Origin of the sequence: Actinomyces sp. HMSC075C01 (assembly GCF_001812965.1) — a bacterium.
GTDB lineage: Bacteria > Actinomycetota > Actinomycetes > Actinomycetales > Actinomycetaceae > Actinomyces > Actinomyces acetigenes.
The window spans coordinates 56154-79710 of record NZ_KV811010.1; the positions used below are offsets into that span (position 1 = coordinate 56154).

A 23557-nucleotide genomic window follows, 5' to 3' on the forward strand; every position below is an offset into this window, starting at 1 on the left:
GGGCTCCTCACAGGTCCGTCAGCCCCGGAGCGACCTCGTCGCGGCGGGCACGCATGAGCTCGAGCAGCTCGGGCTCGGTGGGCATGGCGGTGGAGCACTCCAGTCGCGAGGAGACGATCGCTCCTGCGGTGGAGGCGGCGAAGATGGTCTTCTCCAGGGACCAGCCCGACAGCAGGCCATGGCAGATGGCCCCGCCGAAGGCGTCCCCGGCTCCCAGGCCGTTCTTCGTCTCCACCGAGGTCACGGGCATCTCCACCCGTTCGGTGCGGGTCTTGGCCAGCGTCCCCTCCAGGCCCTGCTTGACGATGGCCAGCTCGACGCCGGTCTCCAGGAGGGCGTCGGCGGCCCGCTCGGGGTCGCGCTCGCCGACGGCGACCTCGCACTCCTCCCGGTTGCCGATGGCGACGGTGACCTTGGGCAGGATCTTGGCGACCTCCCGGTGGGCCGTCTCCTTGTCCTTCCAGAACATGGGGCGGTAGTCGAGGTCGGCGATCGTGAAGCGCCGCCGGTCGCGGGTGCCCAGGGCGGCGTGGTGGGCCGAGCGCGAGGGCTCCTTGCTCAGTCCGGTCACCGAGATCCAGAAGATGGAGGCGTCGCGAATGGCCTCCAGCGGCAGGCCCTCCCAGGTCAGCTCCAGGTCGGGGGCCGAGGGCTCGCGGTAGAAGTAGAGGGGGAAGTTGTCCGGCGGGAAGATCTCGCAGAAGGTGACCGGGGTGTTGTAGGCGGCCTTGGTCACGACGTGGCGGTCGTCGACCCCCAGGCGGCGCATCTCGGTGTGCACGAAGCGCCCGAAGGGGTCGTTGCCCACGCCGGTGACGACGGCGGAGCGGTGCCCGTAGCGGGCGGCGGCGACGGCCACGTTGGTGGGGCTGCCGCCCAGGAACTTGCCGAAGCTCTCCACGTCCTCCAGCCCGACGCCGACCTGGAGGGGGTAGATGTCGATGCCGCAGCGCCCGATGGTGAGCACGTCGAGCCGATCGGTGTCTCCGGCGTCTGCGGGCAGGCTCTCGGGCGCAACCGCCTCAGACGTCTTAGTCGTTGCCATCGTTGCTGTCGTTGCTGTCGTCACGGTGATCGCGTCTCCACATCCTTGGGGCCTGCAGGCCTGCGGGAGTGCGGTCTGCGTCGGACGTCACTGCGAAGCCTGCCCCACAGGACCGCTCCAGGTCAAGCATTTGTCAGAACATTTGAGGGCCCACCCCTCCGCAGATCGGCGCCAGGATGACGACAGTACGTGACATCGGCACACAGCATCCGTATGCTCAAGGCATTATCACGTCCGACACAGGCTCACCTCATGCCCGATTCACCAGCCCCTTTCGCCCTCGACATCACGATCGACCGCGATTCCAAGACGCCGCTGCACACGCAAATTTCCGAGCCGCTGGCCGCACTCATCCTTGACGGCACACTGCCTGCCGGCAGCCGCCTGGAGGACGAGCTCTCGATGGCCAAGCGACTGAAGGTCTCCCGCCCCACGGCACGCCAGGCCCTTCAGTACCTGGTGGACCGCGGCCTGGTCAAGCGCCGTCGGGGCGTGGGCACGATCGTCTCGCCCATGCACGTCCACCGACCGATGCAGCTGACCAGCCTGCTGTCGGACCTGTCCGCGGCCGGCCACACGACCTCCACGAGCGTGCTGGACTACGTCGAGCACGAGGCCGACGCCGACGACGCCGAGCACCTCGAGGTCGAGGAGGGCACCGCTGTCGTGACCTGCACCCGCATTCGCTGTGCCGACGGCGAGCCGATCGCAGTGCTGTCCAACCTCATGCCGGCGACCATCGCCCCCACCCGCGAGGAGCTGGAGTCCGGGGGCCTTTACGACCTGCTGCGCGCCCAGGACGCCGTCCCCACCACGGCCAAGCAGACCATCGGGGCCCGCAACGCCACCGCCCGCGAGGCCGAGCTCCTCCACGAGCGACGCCGCGCCGCCCTCATGACCGCCACCCGTATCACCTACGACCAGTCGGGCCGCGTCATCGAGTACGGGCAGCACATCTACCGCGCCTCGCGCTACACCTTCGAGACCTCGCTGTTCTCCAGCTAGCCCTCGCCCCGGCACGGGGTCACCACCGTTCCCAGGAATCTTTGTCCTGACATTTTATTGACAGATGCCGTCGAGCACACTTCAATAGGGGCTACCGGACCGCGGCTGCAAGGACGCCTGCGCGGATGAACCCGAAAGAGAGCACAGAACCGATGAGCATCGACTACACCCCCGGCCCCCTCCTCGACGCCGCCCGTAACACGCCCACCGCACTGTGGAACGACTCGGCCGACCCCGACGAGCTGCGTCAGTCCATCTCCTTCGGCGGTGTGGGCGCCACCTGCAACCCCACCATCGCCTACACCTGCATCAACCAGCGCAAGGACGTGTGGCTCCCCCGCATCGCCGAGCTGGCTGAGGAGATGCCCGAGGCCACCGAGTCCGAGATTGGCTGGCAGGTCGTGCGAGAGATGAGCGTCGAGGCCGCCAAGCTGCTCGAGCCCATCTTCGAGGAGCACAAGGGGCGCAACGGCCGCCTGTCGATGCAGACCGACCCGCGCCTGGTCCGCAGCGCCAAGGCCCTGGCCGACCAGGCCGAGGAGTTCTCCAACCTGGCCAAGAACATCATCGTCAAGATCCCCGCCACCTCGGTGGGCGTCAAGGCCATTGAGGACGCCACCTACCGGGGCGTGTCGGTCAACGTCACCGTCTCCTTCTCCGTGCCCCAGGCCGTGGCCACCGGTGAGGCCATCGAGCGCGGTCTCAAGCGCCGCGAGGCCGAGGGCAAGGACGTCTCCACCATGGGCCCGGTCGTCACCCTCATGGGCGGCCGCCTGGACGACTGGCTCAAGATCGTGGCCAAGCGGGACAAGCTCTTCATCGACCCCGGCCACCTGGAGTGGGGTGGCGTGGCCGCCCTCAAGCGCGCCTACCAGGAGTTCCAGGCCCGCGGCCTGCGCGCCCGCGTGCTGTCGGCCGCCTTCCGCAACGTGCTGCAGTGGTCCGAGCTGGTCGGCGGCGACCTGGTCGTCTCCCCGCCCTTCGCCTGGCAGAAGCTCATCAACGACTCCGGCTACAAGGTCGTCGAGCGCATCAACGAGCCCGTGGCCCCTGAGATCATGGAGACGCTCCTGTCGATCCCGGAGTTCGTACGCGCCTACGAGCCCGATGGCATGACGCCCGAGGAGTTCGACACCTTCGGTGCGACCCGCCGCACCCTGCGCGGCTTCCTCCAGGCCGACGCCGACCTGGACGCCCTGGTGCGCGACGTCATCATGCCCCAGCCCTGATCGGCTCCGCTCAGGCCCGTCCGGGTCCCGGTGGGGGCCCGGACGCCCGCGGCGGCACCCGCCGCCGGGCGGGTCCACGGCATGTTCGGACACGTCTACACGTTCCGCGTTGTCGAGCCGCCCACCCCACCACTTTCCGCAGTTCAGACACCGATTCACACCCCCACTCACACGCAGAAGGAGCAAGGATGCTCTCCATCGCCGTCATCGGCGCCGGCCGCATCGGCCACGTCCACGCCAAGACCATCGCCGCCCACCCCCAGGCCGAGCTCGCCCTGGTCTGCGACCCCTTCGAGGACGCGGCCGAGAAGCTCGCCGCCACCTACGGCGCCCGGTCCTGCAAGGACGCCGAGGAGGTCTTCGCCGACCCCGAGATCGACGCCGTCATCGTCGGCTCCCCCACGCCGCTGCACATCCCCCACCTGCTGGCCGCCGCCAAGGCGGGCAAGGCGGTGCTGTGCGAGAAGCCGATCGCCCTGGACATGAAGGACGTCGAGGCCGCCCAGGCCGAGCTCGACGCCGTCAAGGTCCCCGTCATGTTCGGCTTCAACCGCCGTTTCGACCCCAGCTTCGCTGCCGCCCGCGCCGCGGTCGAGGCCGGCAAGATCGGTGACATCGAGCAGCTGACCATTATCAGCCGCGACCCGGCGGCCCCGCCTGCGGAGTACATCAAGGTCTCCGGCGGCATCTTCCGCGACATGACCATTCACGACTTCGACACCGCCCGCTTCTTCCTGGGTGAGATCGAGGAGGTCTACGCCGCCGGGCAGAACCTCGACCCGGCCCTGAAGGACACCGGCGACTTCGACGCCGCCGTCGTCACCCTCAAGGCCGCCTCGGGCGCCGTGGCCACGATCATCAACAACCGTCACTGCTCCTCCGGCTACGACCAGCGCCTCGAGGCCTCGGGCCGCGAGGGCGCCCTGTTCGCCGAGAACATCCGCGCCACCACGGTGCGCCTGTCCAACAGCGAGGTCACCGACGCCCAGGAGCCCTACCTCGACTTCTTCCTGGAGCGCTACGCCGACGCCTACCGCATCGAGCTGAGCGCCTTCATCGAGGCCGTCGAGGCCGGCACCACGCCTCCCACCGGTATCGGGGACGCCATCGCGGCTCTGCGCCTGGCCGAGGCCGCCACGGAGTCGGCCCACTCCGGGCAGCCGGTGCGCCTGAGTTGAGCGCCGGTTCACCACTCTGACACGCGGTGGGCGTCGTCGAGCATTCCGCCTCGACGACACCCACCTGCGTTCTCAGCGCCTGCAGGGCCGTTGCGGGCCCGGCAGGCCGCTGTGTTGTCTCATGGTCTCCGAGAGCCTCGGGGCCATGACACCTCACGACACCGGCGCGGCGGGCCCGATGACCGTTGCTCACCGTGCTGGCCGGGCTGGTTCGGCTGCTCACAGTCGCTGGACTGGCGCCCGGCCTGTACTGCACGAGGGTCGGGATCCACTGGAGGAGGGTCGGGGGCACTCCAGGTAGGTGGGGCCTTCGTGCAGTACGCACAACCCCCGACCAGTAGATCCCGACCCTCGTGGAGTAGACCGGCTCAGGGCGGGTGCAGGCCGGAGCCGGTGTGCGTCGGCGCCACCGGCCCCCGGACGGGAGTCGGAAGAGGTCTGGCTGGGGAAGGTGAAGCCAGCATCGGGGTGAGAGCGTTCGGCACGACCGCCAAGGCCCCGCGCCGGCAGCCCAGTGTCCACAGCGCTGACATTAACGAGCCCGACGTCGACGCGCCCAGCGGAGATCGTTGGAATACTGCGATTTCTCCTCGGCGTGCGGCGGCGGCGCGGGGTTGATGTCAGCACCATGGACACCCCCAACCCCACCAGACCCCTTCGGCCCGCCGTCAGCTCCGGGACAACCGTCCCGGCCCCGCGCTCCCACCTGAGCGAGCGCCTCAGACGTGAGGAGAGACAAGGCGTCCTCGGCCCAGAACGCTTGCGTGCTCAGTCCTGCTCGTAGAGGCGGTAGGTGAAGGAGTGGGACTGCCCCACTGCCAGGGCGATGAGGTCCTCCCCGCTGTTGAAGGCGTTGGGCGGGCAGGTCATGGGCTCAATGGCCACGCCGGGCCGGGAGAGCTCATCGGCGGTGTAGGCCTGCACCCAGGGGACGTCCGAGCTCATGACGACGGCGCGGTTGCCCTGCCCGCCGCGCAGGCTCACCTCCCAGGTGCCCCCGGGCAGGGCGGTGTAGGCGTTATCCGTCTGGATGGCCCCGACGAGCCGACCGCCCCGCCAGTCCCAGTCGGTGCCCTCCACGCTGCGCCGGCGCGTGGGCGCCATGTGCTCGTCGACGTCGAGGACCTCGGCAGCCGGGATCGTCAGGACGCAGTCGTCCAGGGGCACCGAGCGCGTCAGGTAGGGGTGGCAGGACACGCCGTAGGGAGCGGGGGCGGGCTCACCCTCGACCTCCGGCGCACCGGGCACCGGCGGGGCGGGCCGGGCCGCACCGACGTTGGTGGCAGTCACCGTGACGCTCAGCCCGCGCTCGGCGTCGAGCTCGAAGCAGGCACTGGCCTCCAGGCTCCAGGGGTAGCCGTAGGAGGCCAGCAGGCTCAGCTCCAGGACGACCCGGCGGCGGGGGGCGCCGTCGTCGGGGCCGGAGGGGTCGTCATCAGCGACCTGCCAATCCATCCAACCGGCCAGGCCGTGGAGGGCCGAGCCGCTGGCCGGCTCGTTGCAGCCCACGAGGAACTCGGTGCCCGCGTAATCGTAGCGGGACCCGGCGATGCGGTTGGCCCACGGCAGCAGGGTCTTGCCCTGCCAGCCGGCGGGCAGCGTCGCCTCGGCGTCGAAGGGCATGATGAGGTCACGCCCCTGGCGGCGCAGGTGGACGAGCATGGCGCCCGACGAGGCGATACGCGCCTCGTAGTCGCCGGCGACCAGGTCGATGAGTTCTCCGTTAATCATGGTTCCTGTCCCAGTGTGCGGGGCGTGCGCCCCTCGGTTGTGGCTTCCTCGGTGAGGTTCACCGTAGGCCTCGCGCCGCATCAGGCCCGGGCCGTGTCCCGGCGCTCGCCCGGCGGGGCCGTTGTGTCGCGGACGACAAGCTCGGGGACCACCCGGTAGAGACGGCCTCCCAGAGGCCGGTCCTCACCGGCGACCTCCGCCGGGATATGGCCGTCCTGGTCCGGGTGCATCCGGGCCAGCAGCGCCCGTACCGCGACCTCGGCGATGAGGCCGGCGTTCTGGCGCACCGTGGTCAGGGAGAAGGCCGAGGCCGCCGTGACCGGGATGTCGTCGTAACCGGTGACGGCCAGGTCCTGCGGCACCCTCAGCCCCTGGCGGCGCAGCTCCATGAGGGCTCCGACGGCGCAGTGGTCGTTGAAGCACAGGAGCGCCTCGGGCAGCTCGTCGGCCTCGATGAGGCGGTGGACCGCCCTGGCCCCGCTGTCCTCGTCGCCTCCCCCGGGCACCACCCGGGCACTGTCCGTCAGCCCGCGCCGCTCCATGGCCTGACCGAAGCGCTCAATCCGTCGCCCTGCGGCGGTCTCTCCTCCGCCGTCCACATGGGTGATGCGACGGCGCCCGGTGTCGACCAGGTGATCGACGAGCAGCTGGAAGCCGACGTCGTCACGGGAGTGGACCTCATCAACGTCCCCCAGATCGGTACTGGTGCCGATGAGGACCGCCGGGGGACGGTCCGCGATTCCGGCCAGGGCGCCCACGGAGAGGTCGGGGTCGACCAGGATGAGGCCCTCGCAGCGCTGGAGCAGCAGCGAGCGCAGCCCGTCGGCCACATCGCGGTGCGGGGTGGAGGTGGCCAGCACCAGCGCGTGATCCAGGGCGGAGGCCGCCTGGAAGAGCCCGTCCACGATGAGCCCCTGGTAGGCCTGCCCGATGGCGAAGCTGGCGCCGATGAGCCCGGTGTGGCTGCGGCGCAGGAACTGGGCACGCGGATCCGCCTGGTAGCCGAGCTCGGTGGCGATGCTCAGGATCTCGCCACGGGTCTTCTCGGCGACGCCGTCGGAGCCGTTGAGAGCCGCCGATACGGTGGAGATGGAGCGGCCGGCGCGCTCGGCGACAGTCCTGATCGTGACCCGCCCGCCTCGTCCTCGAGCTCCTTTCACGGCAGACGTCTCCCTTTCCACACCGTTGTGCCTCACGGACCGGTATGATCCGCGGGAGCCGGAGTCCATCCTTGGACACCGGTTGAGCGCATCCTATCCGACCACACCGGTGAGCATGTAGACCCGGCCACTGCGGTCATCTGACCTCACCTCCTCTTGTCAGGACAAAGTTGCTCTGCTATCTTCCTGTGACGTCATTAGCGACGAGTGTATCCCGGGGCTTCCGGACACACCTCCACACACGCAGCAGCCGACAGTGTCGTCGGAAAGGACCGTAATGACCGACAAGAAAGTACTGGGTATCGGAGTCATCTCCCTGGGGTGGATGGGACGGCTTCATGCCCGCAGCTACCGTGCCATCGCTGAGCGCTTCCCCGAGCTGGGCGTGGCTCCGCGCCTGGTCGCGGCCGCGGACCCCGTGGACGAGGTGCGCCAGGAGGCAGTGGACAACCTGAGCTTCGAGCGCGCCTACGCCGACTACCGCGACCTGCTGGCCGACCCCGAGGTGGAGGCCGTCTCCATCTGTGCCCCCAACTTCCTCCACCACGAGATGGCCCTGGCGGCCGTCGAGGCCGGCAAACCCTTCTGGATCGAGAAGCCCATGGGGGTCAGCGCCGAGCAGTCCCGGCAGATCGCCCAGGCCGCCGAGAAGGCGGACCTCGTCACCGCCGTCGGCTTCAACTACCGCCATACCCCGGCCATCGAGTACCTGCGCTCCCTGGTGCGCGGAGGCGAGCTGGGCCGGATCACGAACGTGCGCGTGTGGTTCATCGCCGACTACAACTCCTCCCCCATGGGGCCCCTGACCTGGCGGGCCTCGAAGGAGAAGGCCGGGGCCGGCGTTGTGCCCGATCTCATGAGCCACGGGGCGGACCTGGCCCAGTACATCGTGGGGCGCATCGCCTCGGTCACCGCGATCACCGACACCTTCATCACCGAGCGCCCCATCCCCACCAAGATGGGCATCGGCCACTCGGGCTTCGAGATCGGAGACGAGGTCGGCCCGGTGGAGAACGAGGACTACGTCTCCATGCTCGTGCGCTTCGAGAACGGCACCGTGGGCACCATGGAGTCCTCCCGCGTCAGCGTGGGACCGCGCGCCGAGTACGTCGTCGAGGTCTACGGTACGAAGGGCTCGGCCCGCTGGAACTTCGAGCGCCTCAACGAGCTGGAGATCTGCCCCGTGCTCGACGGCGGTGCCTCCCACGGCTACACCCGCGCCATGGCCGGCCCCCAGTGGGGTCAGTGGCAGCGCTTCCAGCCCGCCATCGGCACCTCCATGGGCTTTGACGACATGAAGGCCATTGAGGCCGCGCAGTTCATCGAGTCGATCCTCACCGGCAAGCAGGTGGCCCCCTCGGCCGCCGACGCCTGGTGCGCCGCGGAGGTCGACGAGGCCGTCGTCGCCTCAGCGGCCGACGGCCAGTGGCACGAGGTCCCCCGCGTCGAGGGACGCACCACCTTCGACGCCTGAGCCGTCTCACACCTCACTTTTCTCTTCACTCCACCACCCACCCACCACAATGATCCCTGCGGCATCGTTGCCGCAGGACTGAGAGGAGACCCCCTATGTCTCAGGGAGTCACGACGTCCCTGCGTGGACTCACCAGGGAAGAGCTCACCAAGGCGGTGGCCGAGACGCCGCCTTCGGGCAAGCACCGCGGCGTCGTCGCCATCGCCGCCGTGGCCACGCTCGGCTCACTGCTCTTCGGCTACGACACCGGCGTCATCTCCGGCGCCCTGCCGTACATGTACATGCCCTTCGACGCCAGGGGCCTCCAGCTGACCTCCTTCCAGGAGGGCGCCATCGGCGGAACCCTGCTGGCCGGTGCCGCGCTGGGCGCACTGCTGGGCGGTCTCATGTCGGACCGCTGGGGCCGGCGCCACAACATCACCGTCCTGGCCTTCCTGTTCTTCGCCGGCGCGATCGGCACCACCATCGCCCCCAACGTCTGGGTCATGTACCCCTTCCGTATCGTCCTGGGCTTCGCCGTCGGAGCCGCCTCCGCAACGGTCCCCGTCTACCTGGCGGAGACTGCCCCCAAACGCATCCGCGGCTCCATCGTGGCCATCGACCAGCTCATGATCGTCACCGGCCAGCTGCTCGCCTTCTCGATGAACGCCATCATCAACTCCCTCCAGGGCGGCCCAAGGATCACCATCGCCGAGGACCCCAGCGGGCACTTCACCCCGGGCCAGTACGTCTTCGACGAGATCGCCAAGCTCCAGTCCTCCAAGGGCGGCCCGATGAACGCGGAGCAGTACCACGCCTTCCTCGACCAGCTCAGCATCAGCGCCGGTAACGGCGAGGCCTGGCGCTACATGCTGGTCCTGTGCTCCATCCCGGCGGTGGCCCTGTGGATCGGTATCCGCCTCATGCCCGAGTCCTCACGCTGGTACCTGGCCAAGGAGCGTCTCTACGACGCCATCGGCGCCCTCAAGCGCGTGCGCGTCCCGGAGAAGGACGGCGCCATCGAGGACGAGATCATGGAGATGGTCGAGGCTCGCCAGCACGAGAAGGACGAGGAGTCCCAGCGCAAGGGCTTCAGCCACGTCATGGCCACGCCCTGGCTGCGCAAGCTGCTGCTGGTCGGCATCTTCCTGGCCGTGGTCAACCAGACCACCGGCGTCAACACCGTCATGTACTACGCCCCCAAGGTACTGGAGTACGCCGGCATGTCCACCTCGGCCTCCATCACCGCACAGGTGGCCAACGGCGTCATGTCGGTCATCGGCTCGGCCATCGGCATCTGGCTCATCCTGAAGTTCCGGCGCCGCCAGGTCCTCATCGGCGACGTCATCGGCGTGGGCGTCACCCTGCTGGGCATCGCGGCGACCTTCCAGTTCTTCATCGCCCCGCACATGGCCAACCACACCACTCCGCCCGCCTGGGCCGCCTACCTCATCCTGGGGCTCATGTCGGTCTTCATGCTCATCGTGCAGTCCTCCAACGGCACGATCGTGTGGACGATGATGGGTGAGATCTTCCCGGCCAACGTCCGCGGCATCATGAACGGCACGGCGATCTTCTGCATGTGGACCGCCAACGCCATCATCACCTGGACCTTCCCGCCCATGATGGAGACCCTGGGCGGCGGCATCACCTACACCATCTACGGCGTGCTCAACCTGGTCGTCGCCGTCGTCCTGTTCAAGATCATGCCGGAGACCAAGGACAAGTCCCTGGAGGAGATCGAGGTCGAGATGGAGAAGCTCTACTCCTGACCCCTCCCCACCACACGCGCTCCCGGGAGGACCCGAGAAGGACTTGTCAGGACAAAGTCCTGTTGCTAGGTTCGAGGCACGGGCCCACCGCCCGGCACCGACGCCGGCACCCTCCTCCCGGGAGCGCACCACTGGCGGACCCCAGCCGACGGCGCAGCAGCCGCCAGCACTTCACCGCCGTCTCACCGCACTCATTCCACTGACCACCGCCCACCACCACCCGAGCGAGAACACGGAGCAACGATGCCCTTCACCCTCGACCCCGCAACCGCCATCTCCGACCCCCACGGCATCTCCTGGGGCATGCACCCGATCACCTGGCGCAACGACGACATCCCCGAGGTCGGCGCCTTCAACACCCTGGAGGACATGCTCCTGGACCTGGCCGACACCGGCTACGCGGGCACCGAGTGCGCCGGCTTCTTCCCGCCCAAGGAGGAGGTCAAGGCCTCCGCCGAGGCCCGCGGCATCAAGATCGTCGCCCAGTGGTTCTCCTCCTTCATCCTGCGTGACGGCGTCGAGGCCGTCATCCCCGACTTCGAGGCCACCTGCGCCTACCTGGAGTACCTGGGTGCCACTCGCGTCGTCGTCTCCGAGCAGACCGGCTCGGTCCAGGGCATCCGCGACGTCTGCATCTTCACCAACAAGCCGGTGCTCACCGAGGAACAGTGGCCGGTGCTGGCCGAGGGCCTGAACCGCCTGGGCGACGTCGCCCACGCCCACGGCCTGGAGCTCGTCTACCACCACCACCTGGGCACGGTCATCCAGACCAAGGAGGAGACCATCCGCCTCATGGAGCTGACCGACCCGGCCAAGGTCTCCCTCCTGTTCGACACCGGCCACGCCTACGTGGGCGACGGCGACGTCATGGGCCTGCTGGAGGCCACTATCGACCGCGTCAAGCACGTCCACTTCAAGGACGTGCGCCCCGAGAAGATGGCGGAGTCCAAGGCCGCCGAGCGCTCCTTCCTCGACTCCTTCTTGGCCGGCATGTTCACCGTCCCCGGTGACGGCACGATCGACTTCACCGTCCCCTACAAGTTCCTCGTGGACCACGGCTACTCCGACTGGATCCTGGTGGAGGCCGAGCAGGACCCGGCCATCGCCAACCCGCTGGAGTACGCCCGCAAGGCGCGCGCCTACCTTGAGGGAACCCTCTTCAAAGCCTGAGACGTCACGGGGCTCGCACGGACTCCCCCTCCGTGCGGGCCCCACCAACTGACGCCTCACCTCGACGCTCCCGACCAGTGATGGTTGGGAGCGTAGTCGTTCTCGGGGTGCCGAAGGACACCGGCCGGTGCGAGCCGCGGTCTCGATCCTGTCGTTTGGCACCGGAGCCGCGGCCCTGGGGCTGCTTCACGGGATCGGACTGACGACCCAGCGCACCGCGTTTGCGGACCACCTGCTCACCGCGACCCTGCCCGCGGCGGGGCTCATCGTCCTCGGCATCGTCGGGCTCGCCGCACTGCTGCGCACCCCTGCGACGCACCGTTGACACTGCCGGTCAACCTGTAGCCTGCGCGGTACTCGGGCACCGATGCGAGCACGCCCCAGCTGGACAGCCCCGAAGCAGTGAAGTCCTCCCGCTTCGCCGCCACTCGGCTCTGAGCAGACCCCATCGGTCCTCGCCGTCGACGGCCATGCATTAGTCTGGACAAAGTTCACACCAGACCCCCGACTCTTCTCACCGCTGAGAGGTCCCGTGCTCCCCACCTTGACCGCCACTGCCTGGATCCTGCTCGTGGTCGTGGCGGCCCTGTGCGGCATCGCCAAGACCGCCCTGCCCGGGGCGGCCACCATCGCCGTGGCCCTGTGCACCGCGGCGCTGCCCGCCAAGGAGTCCACCGGCGCCATCCTGCTCATGCTCATGACCGGCGACCTGCTGGCCGTGTGGAGCTATCGCAGCGACGCGGACTTCCGCATGCTGCGCAGGCTCGTCCCGGCGGTGCTGGCCGGCGTCGGCGCCGGCGCCCTGTTCCTGCACCTGGCCTCCAACGACTCCACTCGCCGCCTCATCGGCGCCATCCTGCTGATCCTGGCCGCCATCACGCTGTACCAGCGCCGCTCGGCCGCCAGGAACAGGTCCGCCGGCACGCCCGAGGCGGCCCTCCCTCCCCCAGCCGGCAGCCGCCTGGCCCGCCTGGTCTACGGCAGCCTGGCCGGCTTCACCACGATGGTTGCCAACGCCGGCGGCCCGGTGACCTCCATGTACTTCCTGGCCTGCCGCTATCCGGTCAAGGCCTTCCTGGGGACGACGGCCTGGTTCTTCTTCCTGGTCAACCTGGTCAAGCTGCCCTTCTCCGTCTCAGCCGGCCTGGTCAACCCCACGACTCTGTCACTGGCGGCGGCCGCCGCCCCGGTCGTCATCGCCTCGGCCCTGGCCGGTCGACGCCTCGCCGAGCACATGGATCAGCGGGTCTTCGAGCCGATCATCGTCGTCCTGACCATCATCTCCGCACTGCCCCTGCTGCGCTAGCCCGGTCCGGCTGCCAGGCCGCGTCCGGCACACAGCCAAGCAGCCATCTATTTCTCCGACCTACAGTACAGGGCCCTCCCAGCAGTTATTTCCTTCAAAGGCGCCTGTCTGACATCACATCACCCGCCTACGACGGAGCGTTGACGTAATTTATCCTGACCGTTACCGTATTGGTCAGTATGAAGAGTACTGCGAGTATTGATTATGTTGACGTTTCGTCCGGTGGGGAGACCGGAGACGACGTCGACACTGTCGCACCCGCAACGCCCGCCCCTCTCGTTCAGGACGACGCAGCCTCTCCCCTCCTGGTCAGCGCCGATATCCACGCCGTCATGCTGGGACTGTGGGCCTCGGGCCTCAGGTGCGTCATCGTCTACGCCCTGGCTCCCGCCATAGGCGCCGCCAGCCCCCTCGCCGTCGGCACCGCCCTGGTCATTCAGGTCGCCGGCGCCGCCATCAGCGTCAGCGGCGCCCGTTCCCTGTGGCGGCGGCGCGAGCGTGGATACTGCGTCTACGCCCTCATCGCGGTCCTCGCCTGCCTGTGCGCCGTGGCCGCCCTGCTGGCCCCCGCGGGGTCCTAACCCACCCCGATGAAGACTGCCATGGATCCCACGGCCGACCCCCTCCCCTCCCCACCCTCCCGCACCTGCCGGGCGATGGCGCTCGTGCGCCGTTGGCTGTCAGCGGCAACCGGCCTGGGGATGCTGGTCATTACTCTCAGCGGTGTACTCCTGCCGCACCAGGCGGAGATCCTGCGCTCGTTGAACCCAACCGCCTCCACCCCCAACGCCAGTCCCGGCCAGGTCTCGTTGCCCCAGGCGGTCGAGACGATCAAGAACGGCCATCCCGACGAGCCCGTCCTGTCGGCGACGCAGAACACCGACGTCGTCGAGGTGCGGACCGAGCAGGCCATCTACGCGGTCGATTCCTCCACCGGGCACGAGATCAGCAAGGCGTCGGCGACCCCGACCTGGGTCTCCGTCCTGGACAATCTGCACCACTGCCTGCTGTCCTGCCAGGGTCCCGGCCACGTGCACTGGATGTCCCAGGAGATCCCCCACACCAGCTGGTGGGCCGGCCGCCGGGGTCTGACCGTCGGGGGGCTGGTCGTGGCCACCTCTGGCGTGGTCCTCGCGGTCCTGACCGTCAGCGGGCTGCGCACGTGGTGGCCGTTGCAGCGCCATCGGCGCACCGCCCTGTCCGCCCGTTGGCGCGCCCGGCGCCTCTCCAGGGACACCGATCTGCTCAAGGCGGCTGGGCTGGTCCTCCTTCCCCTGCTGTTCCTGTGGGGTTACTACGCCAGCGTGTTCAGCATCCGCCCCACCCAACCGGCCGCCTCCGTGCCCATGAGCGGATACCAGTTCCCGGCGGAGCCGACCAGCACGGGCCGGGCTCAGGACATCGGGCCGCAGCGCGCCATCGCCGCCGCTCAGGAGGCCGGTGGCGGGCAGGCCGTCGCCCTGTTCCTTCCCCAGCCGGGAGACCCGTCGTCGACCTACACGATCTGGGTCTCGCAGGAAGAGGGGCTCACCCCCCGACAGTCCCACAGCAACGTCACGGTAACCGTCGACCCCGGCACCGGGCGGGCGACGGTCCCCTCCACGCCCGGCCGCCGGCCGACCGCTCGGACGGGCAAGTACCTATGACACCCGTACCAGCCTCTGAGTATGTGCCCGTTCCCACATCACAAGACACACTGAGATCGGGCCTTTAGTCGCAGATGACCCGCAGGTGGGGGCACAATCGGACCCGTACGGCACCGGAATGAGCCGGCGCCCCTGACTCCAAGACAACGCGAGAAGGACCTAACGTGGCGCGCAGTATCTACATCGCCTCACCCAACGCCGGAACCGGGAAGTCAACGGTGGCCCTCGGGCTGGTCTCCTGCCTGACCAAGGTGGTCGCCAAGGTCGGCGTCTTCCGCCCCTTCGTGGAGAGCCGTGAGGGCGATGCCTTCCTCAGCCTCCTGCTGAACCGTGCCGGCTCCGCCACGCCCCCCGAACAGTGCGTCGGCGCGACCTGGGACGAGTTCCACGCCGACCCCGAGGAGGCCCTGGCACGCATCGTCGACGCCTACCGGGCCCTGGCGCGCGAGCACGACGTCGTCATCATCGACGGCTCGGACTTCACCGACGTCGCCGGCAACCCCGAGCTGGCCCTCAACGCCCGGGTGGCCGCCAACATCGGCGTCCCGGTGCTGCTGGTGGTCTCCGGGCAGAATGACGTGGAGGACGTCGTCGCCTCCGTGGAGGTCTCCATGGCCGAGATCGCCGACAACCACGCCCGCACCGTCGCGGTCGTGGCCAACAAGTGCCTGCCCGAGACCCGCCAGGCCGTCAGCGAGGCACTGACCGCCATCGAGGGCATCACCTCCACTACCCTGCCCGAGGTGCCGCTGCTGGCGGCCCCGGTGGTGCGCGAGGTGCTCGACGCCGTCGAGGGCACTCTCATCGCCGGTGACGAGACGCTGCTCGACCGCGAGGCCGAGTCCGTCCTCGTGTGCGCCATGGACGTCTCCCACGTCCTGGAGCGCCTGACCGCGGGCCAGCTCGCCATCGTCCCGGCCGACCGCTCCGCCATGCTCATCTCCCTCATGGCGGCCCAGGCCTCCTCGAGCTTCCCGATCCTGTCGGGTCTCATCCTCAACGGCGGCTTCGAGGTGGCGCCCCACGCGCTGCGCCTCCTGGAGGGGCTGGACGTCAACATCCCGGTCATCACCTCCCCGCTGGACACCTTCACCGCCGCCTCCGCGGCCGGCTCCCTGCAGGGCCTGCTCGCCCACGGCTCCGAGCGCAAGATCGACGTCGCCGTGACCACCTTCGAGCAGGAGGCCGACGTCGAGGCCCTCCTGTCGGCCCTGGAGGTCGAGCCCTCCGAGGTCGTCACCCCCATCATGTTCCAGGCCGAGCTGGTGGAGCGCTCGCGCGCCAACCGCAAGACGATCGTCCTGCCCGAGCCCGACGACGACCGGGTCCTGCGGGCCGCCGACGCCATCCTGCGCCGCGGCATCGCCGACCTGGTGCTGCTGGGCGACGAGACCACGGTGCGGGCCCGCGCCACCGAGCTGGGCCTGGACATCGCCGCCGCCCGGGTTGTCGCCACGGACGACCCCGAGCTGCTGGAGAAGTACGCCGAGGAGTTCGCCCGTCTGCGCGCCAAGAAGGGCGTCACCCTGGAGCAGGCCCGCGAGAAGGTCCAGGACGTGTCCTACTTCGGCACGATGATGGTCCACATGGGAGACGCCGACGGCATGGTCTCGGGCGCCGCCCACACCACCGCCCACACGATCGTCCCCTCCTTCCAGATCATCAAGACCAAGCCGGGGACCTCCATCGTCTCCTCGGTCTTCCTCATGCTCCTGCAGGACCGGGTGCTCGTCTACGGCGACTGCGCCGTCAACCCCGAGCCCAACGCCGCCGAGCTGGCCGACATCGCCATCTCCTCGGCCGCCACGGCCCGCCAGTTCGGCGTCGAGCCGCGCGTGGCGATGCTGTCCTTCTCCACCGGGACCTCCGGCAAGGGCGCGGACGTGGACAAGGTCCGTGAGGCCACCGAGCTGGTGCGGGCCAAGGAGCCCGACCTCGCCGTCGAGGGCCCCATCCAGTACGACGCCGCCATCGACCCGACCGTGGCCGCCAAGAAGGCCCCGGACTCGCTCGTGGCCGGGCGGGCCAACGTCTTCATCTTCCCGGACCTGTCCAGCGGCAACATCGGCTACAAGGCGGTCCAGCGCTCCTCGGGCGCCATCGCCATCGGCCCGGTCCTCCAGGGTCTCAACAAGCCGGTCAACGACCTCTCGCGCGGCGCCCTGGTGGAGGACATCATCAACACCGTCGCCATCACCGCCGTCCAGGCCCAGGGCTGAGCCCTCCAGCGGCGTGGGACCGGGACCCGGTCCCACGCCGCCGAGGCTCACCCGAGACCGGCATCAGTCATCCAGTCGTCCCCGCGTTCATCCCCGACCGTTCTTGAAAGGCACCCCGTGACTCAGCGCACCGTCCTCGTTATCAACTCCGGCTCCTCCTCCATCAAGTACCAGCTGGTTGACCCCGACTCGGGCGCCTCGCTCGCCTCCGGCCTGGTGGAGCGCATCGGTGAGGAGACCGGCGCCATCACCCACAAGCACGGCGAGGAACGCACCGAGATCACCGAGCCGGTCCCCGACCACGGCTTCGGCCTGTCCGAGGTGCTGCGCCTGTTCGAGGAGCAGGGCCCCTCGCTGGCCGACGCCCACATCGTGGCCGTGGGCCACCGGGTCGTCCAGGGCGGGCGCTACTTCTCCGGCCCGGCCCTCATCGACGACGAGGTCGTGGCCCGTATCGAGCAGCTCGTACCGCTGGGCCCGCTGCACAACCCCGCCCACCTCAAGGGCATCGAGGTGGGGCGCCGCCTCCTGTCCGACGTGCCGCACGTGGCCGTCTTCGACACCGCCTTCTTCCAGGACCTGCCCGAGGAGGCCGCCCGCTACGCCCTGGACCGCGAGGTCGCCGACACCTACTCCATCCGCCGCTACGGGGCTCACGGCACCAGCCACCAGTTCGTCTCCGGGGCGGTCTCGCAGCTCCTGGGGCGCGATGACCTCAAGCAGGTCGTCCTGCACCTGGGCAACGGGGCCTCGGCCTCGGCGGTCGTGGCCGGGCACGCCGTGGACACCTCCATGGGCCTGACCCCGCTGGAGGGCCTGGTCATGGGTGGGCGCACCGGCGACATCGACCCGGCCGCCGTCTTCCACCTGGCGCGGGTGGCCGGCATGTCCATCGACGAGATCGACCACCTGTTCAACCGCGGCTCGGGCATGAAGGGCCTGGCCGGGGACAACGACATGCGCGAGGTGTGGAAGCGCATCGGTGCCGGTGAGCAGGAGGCCCGCGAGGCCATGGACATCTACCTGCACCGCCTCGTGAAGTACGTGGGCGCCTACACCGCCGTCATGGGCGGCCTGGACGCCCTGACCTTCACCGCAGGTATCGGTGAGAACGACGCCGACCTGCGCCGTGAGCTCGGCGAGCGCCTGAGCTTCATGGGTGTCAAGATCGACCAGGGGGTCAACGAGACCCGCTCCCGCGAGCCGCGCGTCATCTCCACCCCGGACTCGAAGGTCACGGTGCTCGTGGTGCCCACCAACGAGGAGCTCGCCATCGCGCGCCAGGCACTCACCCTCATCTGAGCCGCTCCCGGTAGTGCGCACAAGAGTCTGACGCCCAGCACTGCCGGACCCGGACACCGTCGTCGAGTTCGTACCTTGTGCCGCGCGTTCGGGGGTTCAGGGTACGAACGCGAGGGCTACCCTACGAACGCGAGGCGCTCACCCAAGGGCGAGCCCGGAGGCCATCGTTCAACGCCGGCCCCAGCTCCGGCCCCCCCTCGGCGCTTCCGAAGCGGGCAGACACGGGAGACCGTCCCCCAGGGGGGACAAACGGGCCGACGGCGGTGCGCGCGCCTCCTACCGGGGGCTTCCATGGAGTCATGAGCAACGCACCTGTCACCAGCACACCAAGGCCCTCCGCCCCACCAACAACACCCCTGCCCCAGACCGCAGCCATGAACGGGGGCGCGCCGATCCTCGTACCGGCTCAGCAGCCGGCCGCGCCCTTCGTTCCGGCCCCGGCAGCCCCCGGCGCCGTGCCCGCCCCAGCTGCGCCCGGCGCCGTGCCCGCCCCAGCCGTCCCCTCTCCCGCCGAGGGGCTCGTCGTGGTCACTGAGGGGCTGACCCGCACCTACAACGGCGTCAACGCCGTCGACGGCTTGAACCTGTCCGTGCCCGCCGGCGGTATCTACGGCTTTCTGGGCCCCAACGGCGCCGGCAAGTCCACCACGATGAAGCTCCTGCTGGGACTGACCCGCCCGACGTCAGGCAGCATGAGCGTCCTGGGACGCCCGGTCAGCCAGCGCCACCCCCTGCCGCCGGGAACCATCGGCTCCCTCATCGAGGGCCCCTCCTACTACCCGAGCCTGACCGGCAAGGAGAACCTGGCCATGGTGGCCTCCTACCTGGGGCTGGCCTCCAACCGCGTCCAGCACGCCCTGGCCACCGTTAACCTCATCGGGCAGGAGAACAAGCAGGTCAAGCACTACTCCATGGGCATGAAGCAGCGCCTGGGACTGGCCATGGCGCTGTTGTCGAACCCGGCCCTCATGCTCCTGGACGAGCCGACCAACGGGCTCGACCCCGCCGGGGTGGCCGAGATCCGCCAGCTCATCGTCACCCTGGCCCGCCAGGAGGGCGTGACGATCATCGTCTCCTCCCACATCCTGTCCGAGATCGAGCAGATGGCCGACACCGTCGGCATCATCTGCGCCGGACGCCTGCGCTATCAGGGCACCCTGGCCGGGCTGCGCGACGAGGGGGTCATCGAGCTGCTCGTCTCCTCGCCCACGGCCGTCGCCGCGCTCCTGACCTCCCTCGGGGTGGCCCACGAGGTGCGGGACGGCGCCGTGCGCACCCCCATGATGCCCGACGACGTCGTCGGCGAGCTCATCACCCGCATCGTCTCCTCCGGGACAACCGTCTACCGGGTCCAGACCGTGCGCAAGACCCTCGAGCAGGCCTTCCTGGAGCTGACCGAGCCGGTCCTGGCCGCCCAGCCTCCCTTCGCCTCCCAGGAGATGAACCGATGAGCACCCCCGTGAGCACAGCCGGCCCGGCGGCCACCATGGTCGCGCAGCCAGCACTACCGACACAGCACCTGACGCAGCACCCGACACAGTCTCCGACGATGTCGGCACAGCCGCGCACACTCCCCCTCTCCCCGCTCCGCCGGGCGTGGACCACTCTGACCCTCGAGCTGGGCAAGCTGCGCCGCAAGCGCTACTGGCTCATCGCCGCCAGCGCCACCGCCGTGTGCCTGGCATGGTCCAGTATGCTCATCACCCAGCGGGCGAGCGGCCCGGTTGGCGCACGCCACGCCACGCTTGCCCTGGACGAGTTCATCCAGATCATCGCCTTCCTCATGCCCCTCATCACCGCGATCCTGGCCTCACGCATCGTCACCGTGGACACCGAGGAGCGCATGGGCCAGCTGATGACGGCGCTGGGGCAAAGCCCCCTGACCCGCTACCGAGGCAAGCTGGTGGTCGTGATCCTCACGGTCCTGTGCATAGAGATGACCCTCTTCGCACTTGTCACCGTGCTGGCCGGCCCGATCGGGCTGACCGTCACCGGCTCCTACTGGAGCACACTGCCTCCCGCCCTCGCGGTGGCGGCGTGCTCAACGCTGGCCATCTCCGCGGTCCAGCTGACGCTGTCCACCTGCTTCGACAAGCAGAGCGTCAGCCTGGGTGCGGCAGCCATCGGCGGCCTCATCGCCGAGAGCCTGCCCTACGCCTACCTCGGGAAGTTCTCATGGCTGCTGCCCTGGGGCATCGTTCCCGCAGCCACCCCCATTGACACGGTCGCCTCCCGCACGTCCATGCGGGAGAACGGCGACATGACGCTCGTGTCCCACCCGTGGACCCTGGCGGCGCTCGCCGCGCTGGTCGCGGTCGGGTGGACCGTCGCCGCCCACCTCGTTATCGTCCACCAGGAGAATCACCGATGAGCACCACCGCCCCCGCACGCCCCGCTGCAGGCCGGCCCCTCCGGCCCGCTCAGCACCTGTCAGCGCTCCCCGGCCCCTCCGGCCCGTCCACGACGCCGCAGCCGGCCGGCCTGAGCCGGTCTGCTCCGCCCGCTCCCCGGTCCCGCCCGTCGGTGCGAGCCGCCTGGTACTGGGAGAACCGCAAGTCCCCCAACCGGTGGTACTGGGTCGCCGTCACCATCCTGTGCTCCCTGGGCTCTCTGTCCGGCTACCTGCAGTACCGCACCTACCGCAGCCAGTTCGAGGCCCAGGGCGTCACCTGGGAGATCACGTGGTCCCAGTCCACGCTCCTGCTCTCGATGGTGTTCATGCCGCTGGCGCTGGGTGCCTTCGCCGCACAGATCGCCAGCAGTGAGCACCAGGGAAAGAACTGGCAGCGGATGAGCGCCACCGGCCTGGAGACCACCATGGTCGCGGGCAAGCTGCTGCACGGCCTCCAGGTCGCGGTCCTCACCACCGCGGTCCTGGTCCTGACCATCGCGGTGGCGGGCCTCGCCTCGGGCTTCAGCCTGGTGGGCCTGGTCGCCTACCTGCCGCGCTTCGCCGTCGTCGCGCTGGGAATGTGGGTCATCCTCACCTTCGTCACCTGGCTGGGTACGATCATGAGGTCCTTCGCCACCACGATGACCACGGTGCTGCTGAGCACCATCGCGGGGATGGCGATGCTTCTCGTGGCACGGCCGCTGAGCGTCCTCAACCCCGCAGCCTCACTGACCCGAGCCACGTCGGCCCTGAGCCCGGGCTACGTGACCTCACCGGGCGCCGTAGCATTCGAGGGCGTCATCTGCCTGGTGTGGGTGGTCCTGCTGGCCCTGGCTCTGCGCCGAGCAGTGAGGCGCCAGTCATGAGCCAGGTTCCCGCAGCGCCCGACCCGGCACACGTCTCCCGGGTCCCACGAACCCTCCTGGACCGGGTGGCTCAGTGGTGGCGCACCAGTACCCTGACCCTGTGGGCGGTGGCCGGGGCCGCGGGCCTCTTCCAGCTGATGGTGCTCAACGTGGCCTCGTACACCTACCCGTACCTCCCTATGCGAGGCTGGGTCATCGCCTCCCTGCTGCTCGCCGGATCGCTGCTGGCCCGACGCCGCTGGCCCCTGGCCGTCGTCACCGCCACGAGCCTGGCCTCGGCCGCCGTCGACCTGTGGGGGCCGCGCGGTGGACTCAACCTGCTGTCCATGCTGGCCCTCTACGCCCTGCTCGTGATCGCCCCCACCCGTGACCGACTCATCGGCTTCGGTATCTGCGCGCTGTGCACCCTCGTCCCCACGGCACTGGCCAAGTGGCCGCAGGTGAGCGCGTTGACCCCTGATTTCCTCGCCCTGGTCCTCGTGCTCGCGATGGCCTCGATCTCCCGCTCACGCCGGGAGGCCCTGGAGCACGGGGACGCCCAGCTGGCGGCGCAGTCCGCCGAGCAGCGGCTGGTCGCTCAGCGCGACGCCGCCCGCCACCAGGCCCGGGTGGCGGCCGAGCTCCACGACTCCGTGGGCCACGCCCTGACCGCGATCATCGCCCTGTCCGAGGGGATGCAGGGGGCCGGCGGCAGCCCGCAGACCGATGAGGCCATCGACATGATGAACACCCTGGCCCGTGAGGGTCTGGCCGACACCCGACGCGCCGTCGCCTCGCTTCAGACGGCACCGGGCCCCTCCCCCGACGACGCCGTTGACGCCACCGAGCCCCCAACCAGCCAGGTCGCAGCACACCCGCAGTCCCCCGGGGGCGCACCCGGATGGGACCGACTCACCGACCTGCTGACCACGGTGAGAGCCACCGGCATCAGTGCGGCCCTCACCGAGACCGGCAGGCGCCCCCTCGACGCAGCAAGCAGTCGGGCCCTCGGGGAGGTCGTCTATGTCGTCGTCCGGGAGGCCCTGACCAACGTCATGCGCCACGCCGAGGGCGCCACGCGCGTCGTCGTCTCCCTGGACCACGACCAGGCCGCCACCCGGATCACCGTGTCCGACGACGGTCGCGGCGCTCAGCCAGGCCGCGCAGACGGCTCCCCGGGCTCGTCTCAGGCGCCGCCGGCGGCCGGCCACGGACTGGCCAACCTGGCTGCCGCGGTCGGTGAGCACGGCGGCACACTGTCCGCCGGCCCCACGACCGATGAGGGCGCATCCGGCTGGGTGCTGCGCGCCCTCGTCCCCTTCCCGGAAGGCGCGCCGCGATGAGCCCGTCCACCTCCGGCCCCGCGTCCTCCCCCACCGCCTCCAGGCCGGACGCCGGAAGCTCATCGAGCGCCCTCAGGCCGATCACGGTGATGATCGTCGATGACCAGCGAGCCACCCGCATGGGCCTGTCCCTCATCATCAACCGGGCCGACGACCTGCAGGTCACAGCTGAGGCCGTCCACGGCCAGGACGCCCTCGACCAGCTCGCCGCCCTGCTTGAGGAACGCCGGCCGCTTCCCGACGTCGTCCTCATGGACGTGCGCATGCCGGTACTCAACGGGATCGATGCCACCGCCCGCATCTCCCAGCTCTACCCCTCGATCCGGGTTCTGGTGCTGACCACCTACGACCAGGACGAGTTCGCCTTCGGGGCGCTGTCGGCCGGCGCCTCCGGCTTCCTGCTCAAGGACACCCGCACGGCCGAGCTCCACCAGGCGCTGCGGGCGGTCAGCTCCGGGGACGCGATCCTCACTCCGCGCATCACCCGCGAGCTGCTCAACCGGCACATGCTCAGCCCCGTGGCCTCACCCCGTCAGCGCGCGGCACGCCAGCGCCTCGACGATCTCAGCCCCCGCGAGCGCGAGGTGGCCGACCTGGTGGCCCAGGGGCTGACGAACGCGGAGATCGCTCAGCGCCTCGTCCTGGCCCCGGACTCGGTCAAGAAGAACGTCACCCGGATCCTGACCAAGCTGGACCTGCGTGACCGAGTCCAGCTCGTCATCCTCATGCGCGACGCCCAGTCCTGAGCCTGCGCGCTCGCC

At 69.6% G+C, this 23557-nt stretch carries 20 protein-coding genes; 17 read left to right on the forward strand and 3 right to left on the reverse strand.

What is annotated here, in order from left to right; translation table 11 throughout:
• Window positions 1–7: 7 nt before the first annotated feature.
• Window positions 8–1045 (reverse strand): 5-dehydro-2-deoxygluconokinase, encoded by a 1038-nt coding sequence (gene iolC / locus HMPREF2883_RS08975; protein ID WP_070661288.1) that lies wholly within the window; start codon window positions 1043–1045, stop codon window positions 8–10.
• 252 nt (window positions 1046–1297) lie between these two features.
• Between iolC and HMPREF2883_RS08980 the strand changes: the two genes are divergently transcribed.
• The 3 genes from HMPREF2883_RS08980 to iolG all read left to right on the forward strand — a co-directional run bounded on the left by HMPREF2883_RS08980 (window position 1298) and on the right by iolG (window position 4457).
• Window positions 1298–2050: a GntR family transcriptional regulator gene (locus HMPREF2883_RS08980; RefSeq protein ID WP_070661291.1), complete on the forward strand. Its 753-nt coding sequence runs from the start codon at window positions 1298–1300 to the stop codon at window positions 2048–2050.
• A 152-nt stretch (window positions 2051–2202) separates the two neighbouring features.
• Complete coding sequence (locus HMPREF2883_RS08985; protein WP_070661294.1) at window positions 2203–3279, forward strand: transaldolase family protein; 1077 nt, start codon at window positions 2203–2205, stop codon at window positions 3277–3279.
• 188 nt (window positions 3280–3467) lie between these two features.
• Window positions 3468–4457 (forward strand): inositol 2-dehydrogenase, encoded by a 990-nt coding sequence (gene iolG / locus HMPREF2883_RS08990; RefSeq protein ID WP_070661297.1) that lies wholly within the window; start codon window positions 3468–3470, stop codon window positions 4455–4457.
• Between the two features lie 768 nt (window positions 4458–5225).
• Here the strand turns inward: iolG and HMPREF2883_RS08995 are convergent.
• Window positions 5226–6188 carry an aldose 1-epimerase family protein gene (locus HMPREF2883_RS08995; RefSeq protein ID WP_070661300.1) on the reverse strand — a complete coding sequence of 321 codons (963 nt, stop codon included), beginning with the start codon at window positions 6186–6188 and terminating at the stop codon, window positions 5226–5228.
• A gap of 80 nt (window positions 6189–6268) precedes the next feature.
• Entirely contained in the window at window positions 6269–7348 is a 1080-nt protein-coding gene (locus HMPREF2883_RS09000) for a LacI family DNA-binding transcriptional regulator (protein ID WP_070661303.1), read from the reverse strand.
• Window positions 7349–7625: 277 nt separating this feature from the next.
• On the opposite strand from HMPREF2883_RS09000, the gene HMPREF2883_RS09005 reads away from it, so the two are divergent.
• From HMPREF2883_RS09005 to HMPREF2883_RS09070, 14 genes are all read left to right on the forward strand, one after another.
• The gene (locus tag HMPREF2883_RS09005) at window positions 7626–8822 is read left to right on the forward strand and encodes a Gfo/Idh/MocA family protein (protein ID WP_070661305.1); all 1197 of its coding nucleotides are present in this window, start codon (window positions 7626–7628) and stop codon (window positions 8820–8822) included.
• Window positions 8823–8917: 95 nt separating this feature from the next.
• Window positions 8918–10573, forward strand: coding sequence for an MFS transporter (locus HMPREF2883_RS09010; RefSeq protein ID WP_070661308.1), 1656 nt, complete (start codon window positions 8918–8920; stop codon window positions 10571–10573).
• Between the two features lie 243 nt (window positions 10574–10816).
• Window positions 10817–11743 (forward strand): myo-inosose-2 dehydratase, encoded by a 927-nt coding sequence (iolE, locus tag HMPREF2883_RS09015; protein ID WP_070661311.1) that lies wholly within the window; start codon window positions 10817–10819, stop codon window positions 11741–11743.
• Window positions 11744–11870: 127 nt separating this feature from the next.
• A complete protein-coding gene (locus HMPREF2883_RS09020) occupies window positions 11871–12068 on the forward strand; it encodes a hypothetical protein (protein ID WP_256277405.1) in 198 nt (65 codons plus the stop codon).
• Between the two features lie 207 nt (window positions 12069–12275).
• Window positions 12276–13049, forward strand: coding sequence for a sulfite exporter TauE/SafE family protein (locus HMPREF2883_RS09025; RefSeq protein WP_070661314.1), 774 nt, complete (start codon window positions 12276–12278; stop codon window positions 13047–13049).
• A gap of 179 nt (window positions 13050–13228) precedes the next feature.
• A complete protein-coding gene (locus HMPREF2883_RS09030; protein WP_070661317.1) occupies window positions 13229–13630 on the forward strand; it encodes a hypothetical protein in 402 nt (133 codons plus the stop codon).
• Window positions 13631–13651: 21 nt separating this feature from the next.
• The gene (locus HMPREF2883_RS09035) at window positions 13652–14695 is read left to right on the forward strand and encodes a PepSY-associated TM helix domain-containing protein (protein WP_070661320.1); all 1044 of its coding nucleotides are present in this window, start codon (window positions 13652–13654) and stop codon (window positions 14693–14695) included.
• Window positions 14696–14859: 164 nt separating this feature from the next.
• Window positions 14860–16914, forward strand: coding sequence for a phosphate acetyltransferase (pta, locus tag HMPREF2883_RS09040; RefSeq protein WP_070661325.1), 2055 nt, complete (start codon window positions 14860–14862; stop codon window positions 16912–16914).
• Between the two features lie 117 nt (window positions 16915–17031).
• The gene (locus HMPREF2883_RS09045) at window positions 17032–18216 is read left to right on the forward strand and encodes an acetate/propionate family kinase (protein WP_070661328.1); all 1185 of its coding nucleotides are present in this window, start codon (window positions 17032–17034) and stop codon (window positions 18214–18216) included.
• A gap of 524 nt (window positions 18217–18740) precedes the next feature.
• Window positions 18741–19667 (forward strand): ABC transporter ATP-binding protein, encoded by a 927-nt coding sequence (locus HMPREF2883_RS09050; protein WP_070661540.1) that lies wholly within the window; start codon window positions 18741–18743, stop codon window positions 19665–19667.
• A gap of 98 nt (window positions 19668–19765) precedes the next feature.
• Entirely contained in the window at window positions 19766–20587 is an 822-nt protein-coding gene (locus tag HMPREF2883_RS09055; RefSeq protein WP_256277406.1) for an ABC transporter permease, read from the forward strand.
• Entirely contained in the window at window positions 20584–21474 is an 891-nt protein-coding gene (locus tag HMPREF2883_RS09060; RefSeq protein WP_070661334.1) for an ABC transporter permease, read from the forward strand. Before HMPREF2883_RS09055 ends, HMPREF2883_RS09060 begins: the two co-directional genes overlap by 4 nt.
• A complete protein-coding gene (locus HMPREF2883_RS09065; protein ID WP_070661335.1) occupies window positions 21471–22796 on the forward strand; it encodes a sensor histidine kinase in 1326 nt (441 codons plus the stop codon). Before HMPREF2883_RS09060 ends, HMPREF2883_RS09065 begins: the two co-directional genes overlap by 4 nt.
• Window positions 22793–23542, forward strand: coding sequence for a response regulator transcription factor (locus tag HMPREF2883_RS09070; protein WP_176747186.1), 750 nt, complete (start codon window positions 22793–22795; stop codon window positions 23540–23542). The genes HMPREF2883_RS09065 and HMPREF2883_RS09070 overlap by 4 nt, the downstream gene beginning before the upstream one ends.
• Window positions 23543–23557 lie beyond the last annotated feature (15 nt).

Coding starts and splice junctions, on each gene's coding strand:
- HMPREF2883_RS09005 (WP_070661305.1), top strand. CDS start 7,626: ATGACCGACAAGAAAGTACTGGGTATCGGAGTCATCTCCCTGGGGTGG.
- HMPREF2883_RS09060 (WP_070661334.1), top strand. CDS start 20,584: ATGAGCACCACCGCCCCCGCACGCCCCGCTGCAGGCCGGCCCCTCCGG.
- HMPREF2883_RS09010 (WP_070661308.1), top strand. CDS start 8,918: ATGTCTCAGGGAGTCACGACGTCCCTGCGTGGACTCACCAGGGAAGAG.
- HMPREF2883_RS09055 (WP_256277406.1), top strand. CDS start 19,766: ATGTCGGCACAGCCGCGCACACTCCCCCTCTCCCCGCTCCGCCGGGCG.
- iolG (WP_070661297.1), top strand. CDS start 3,468: ATGCTCTCCATCGCCGTCATCGGCGCCGGCCGCATCGGCCACGTCCAC.
- iolC (WP_070661288.1), bottom strand. CDS start 1,045: ATGGCAACGACTAAGACGTCTGAGGCGGTTGCGCCCGAGAGCCTGCCC.
- HMPREF2883_RS09035 (WP_070661320.1), top strand. CDS start 13,652: ATGGATCCCACGGCCGACCCCCTCCCCTCCCCACCCTCCCGCACCTGC.
- HMPREF2883_RS09070 (WP_176747186.1), top strand. CDS start 22,793: ATGAGCCCGTCCACCTCCGGCCCCGCGTCCTCCCCCACCGCCTCCAGG.
- HMPREF2883_RS08985 (WP_070661294.1), top strand. CDS start 2,203: ATGAGCATCGACTACACCCCCGGCCCCCTCCTCGACGCCGCCCGTAAC.
- HMPREF2883_RS09065 (WP_070661335.1), top strand. CDS start 21,471: ATGAGCCAGGTTCCCGCAGCGCCCGACCCGGCACACGTCTCCCGGGTC.
- HMPREF2883_RS08995 (WP_070661300.1), bottom strand. CDS start 6,188: ATGATTAACGGAGAACTCATCGACCTGGTCGCCGGCGACTACGAGGCG.
- HMPREF2883_RS08980 (WP_070661291.1), top strand. CDS start 1,298: ATGCCCGATTCACCAGCCCCTTTCGCCCTCGACATCACGATCGACCGC.
- HMPREF2883_RS09030 (WP_070661317.1), top strand. CDS start 13,229: ATGAAGAGTACTGCGAGTATTGATTATGTTGACGTTTCGTCCGGTGGG.
- iolE (WP_070661311.1), top strand. CDS start 10,817: ATGCCCTTCACCCTCGACCCCGCAACCGCCATCTCCGACCCCCACGGC.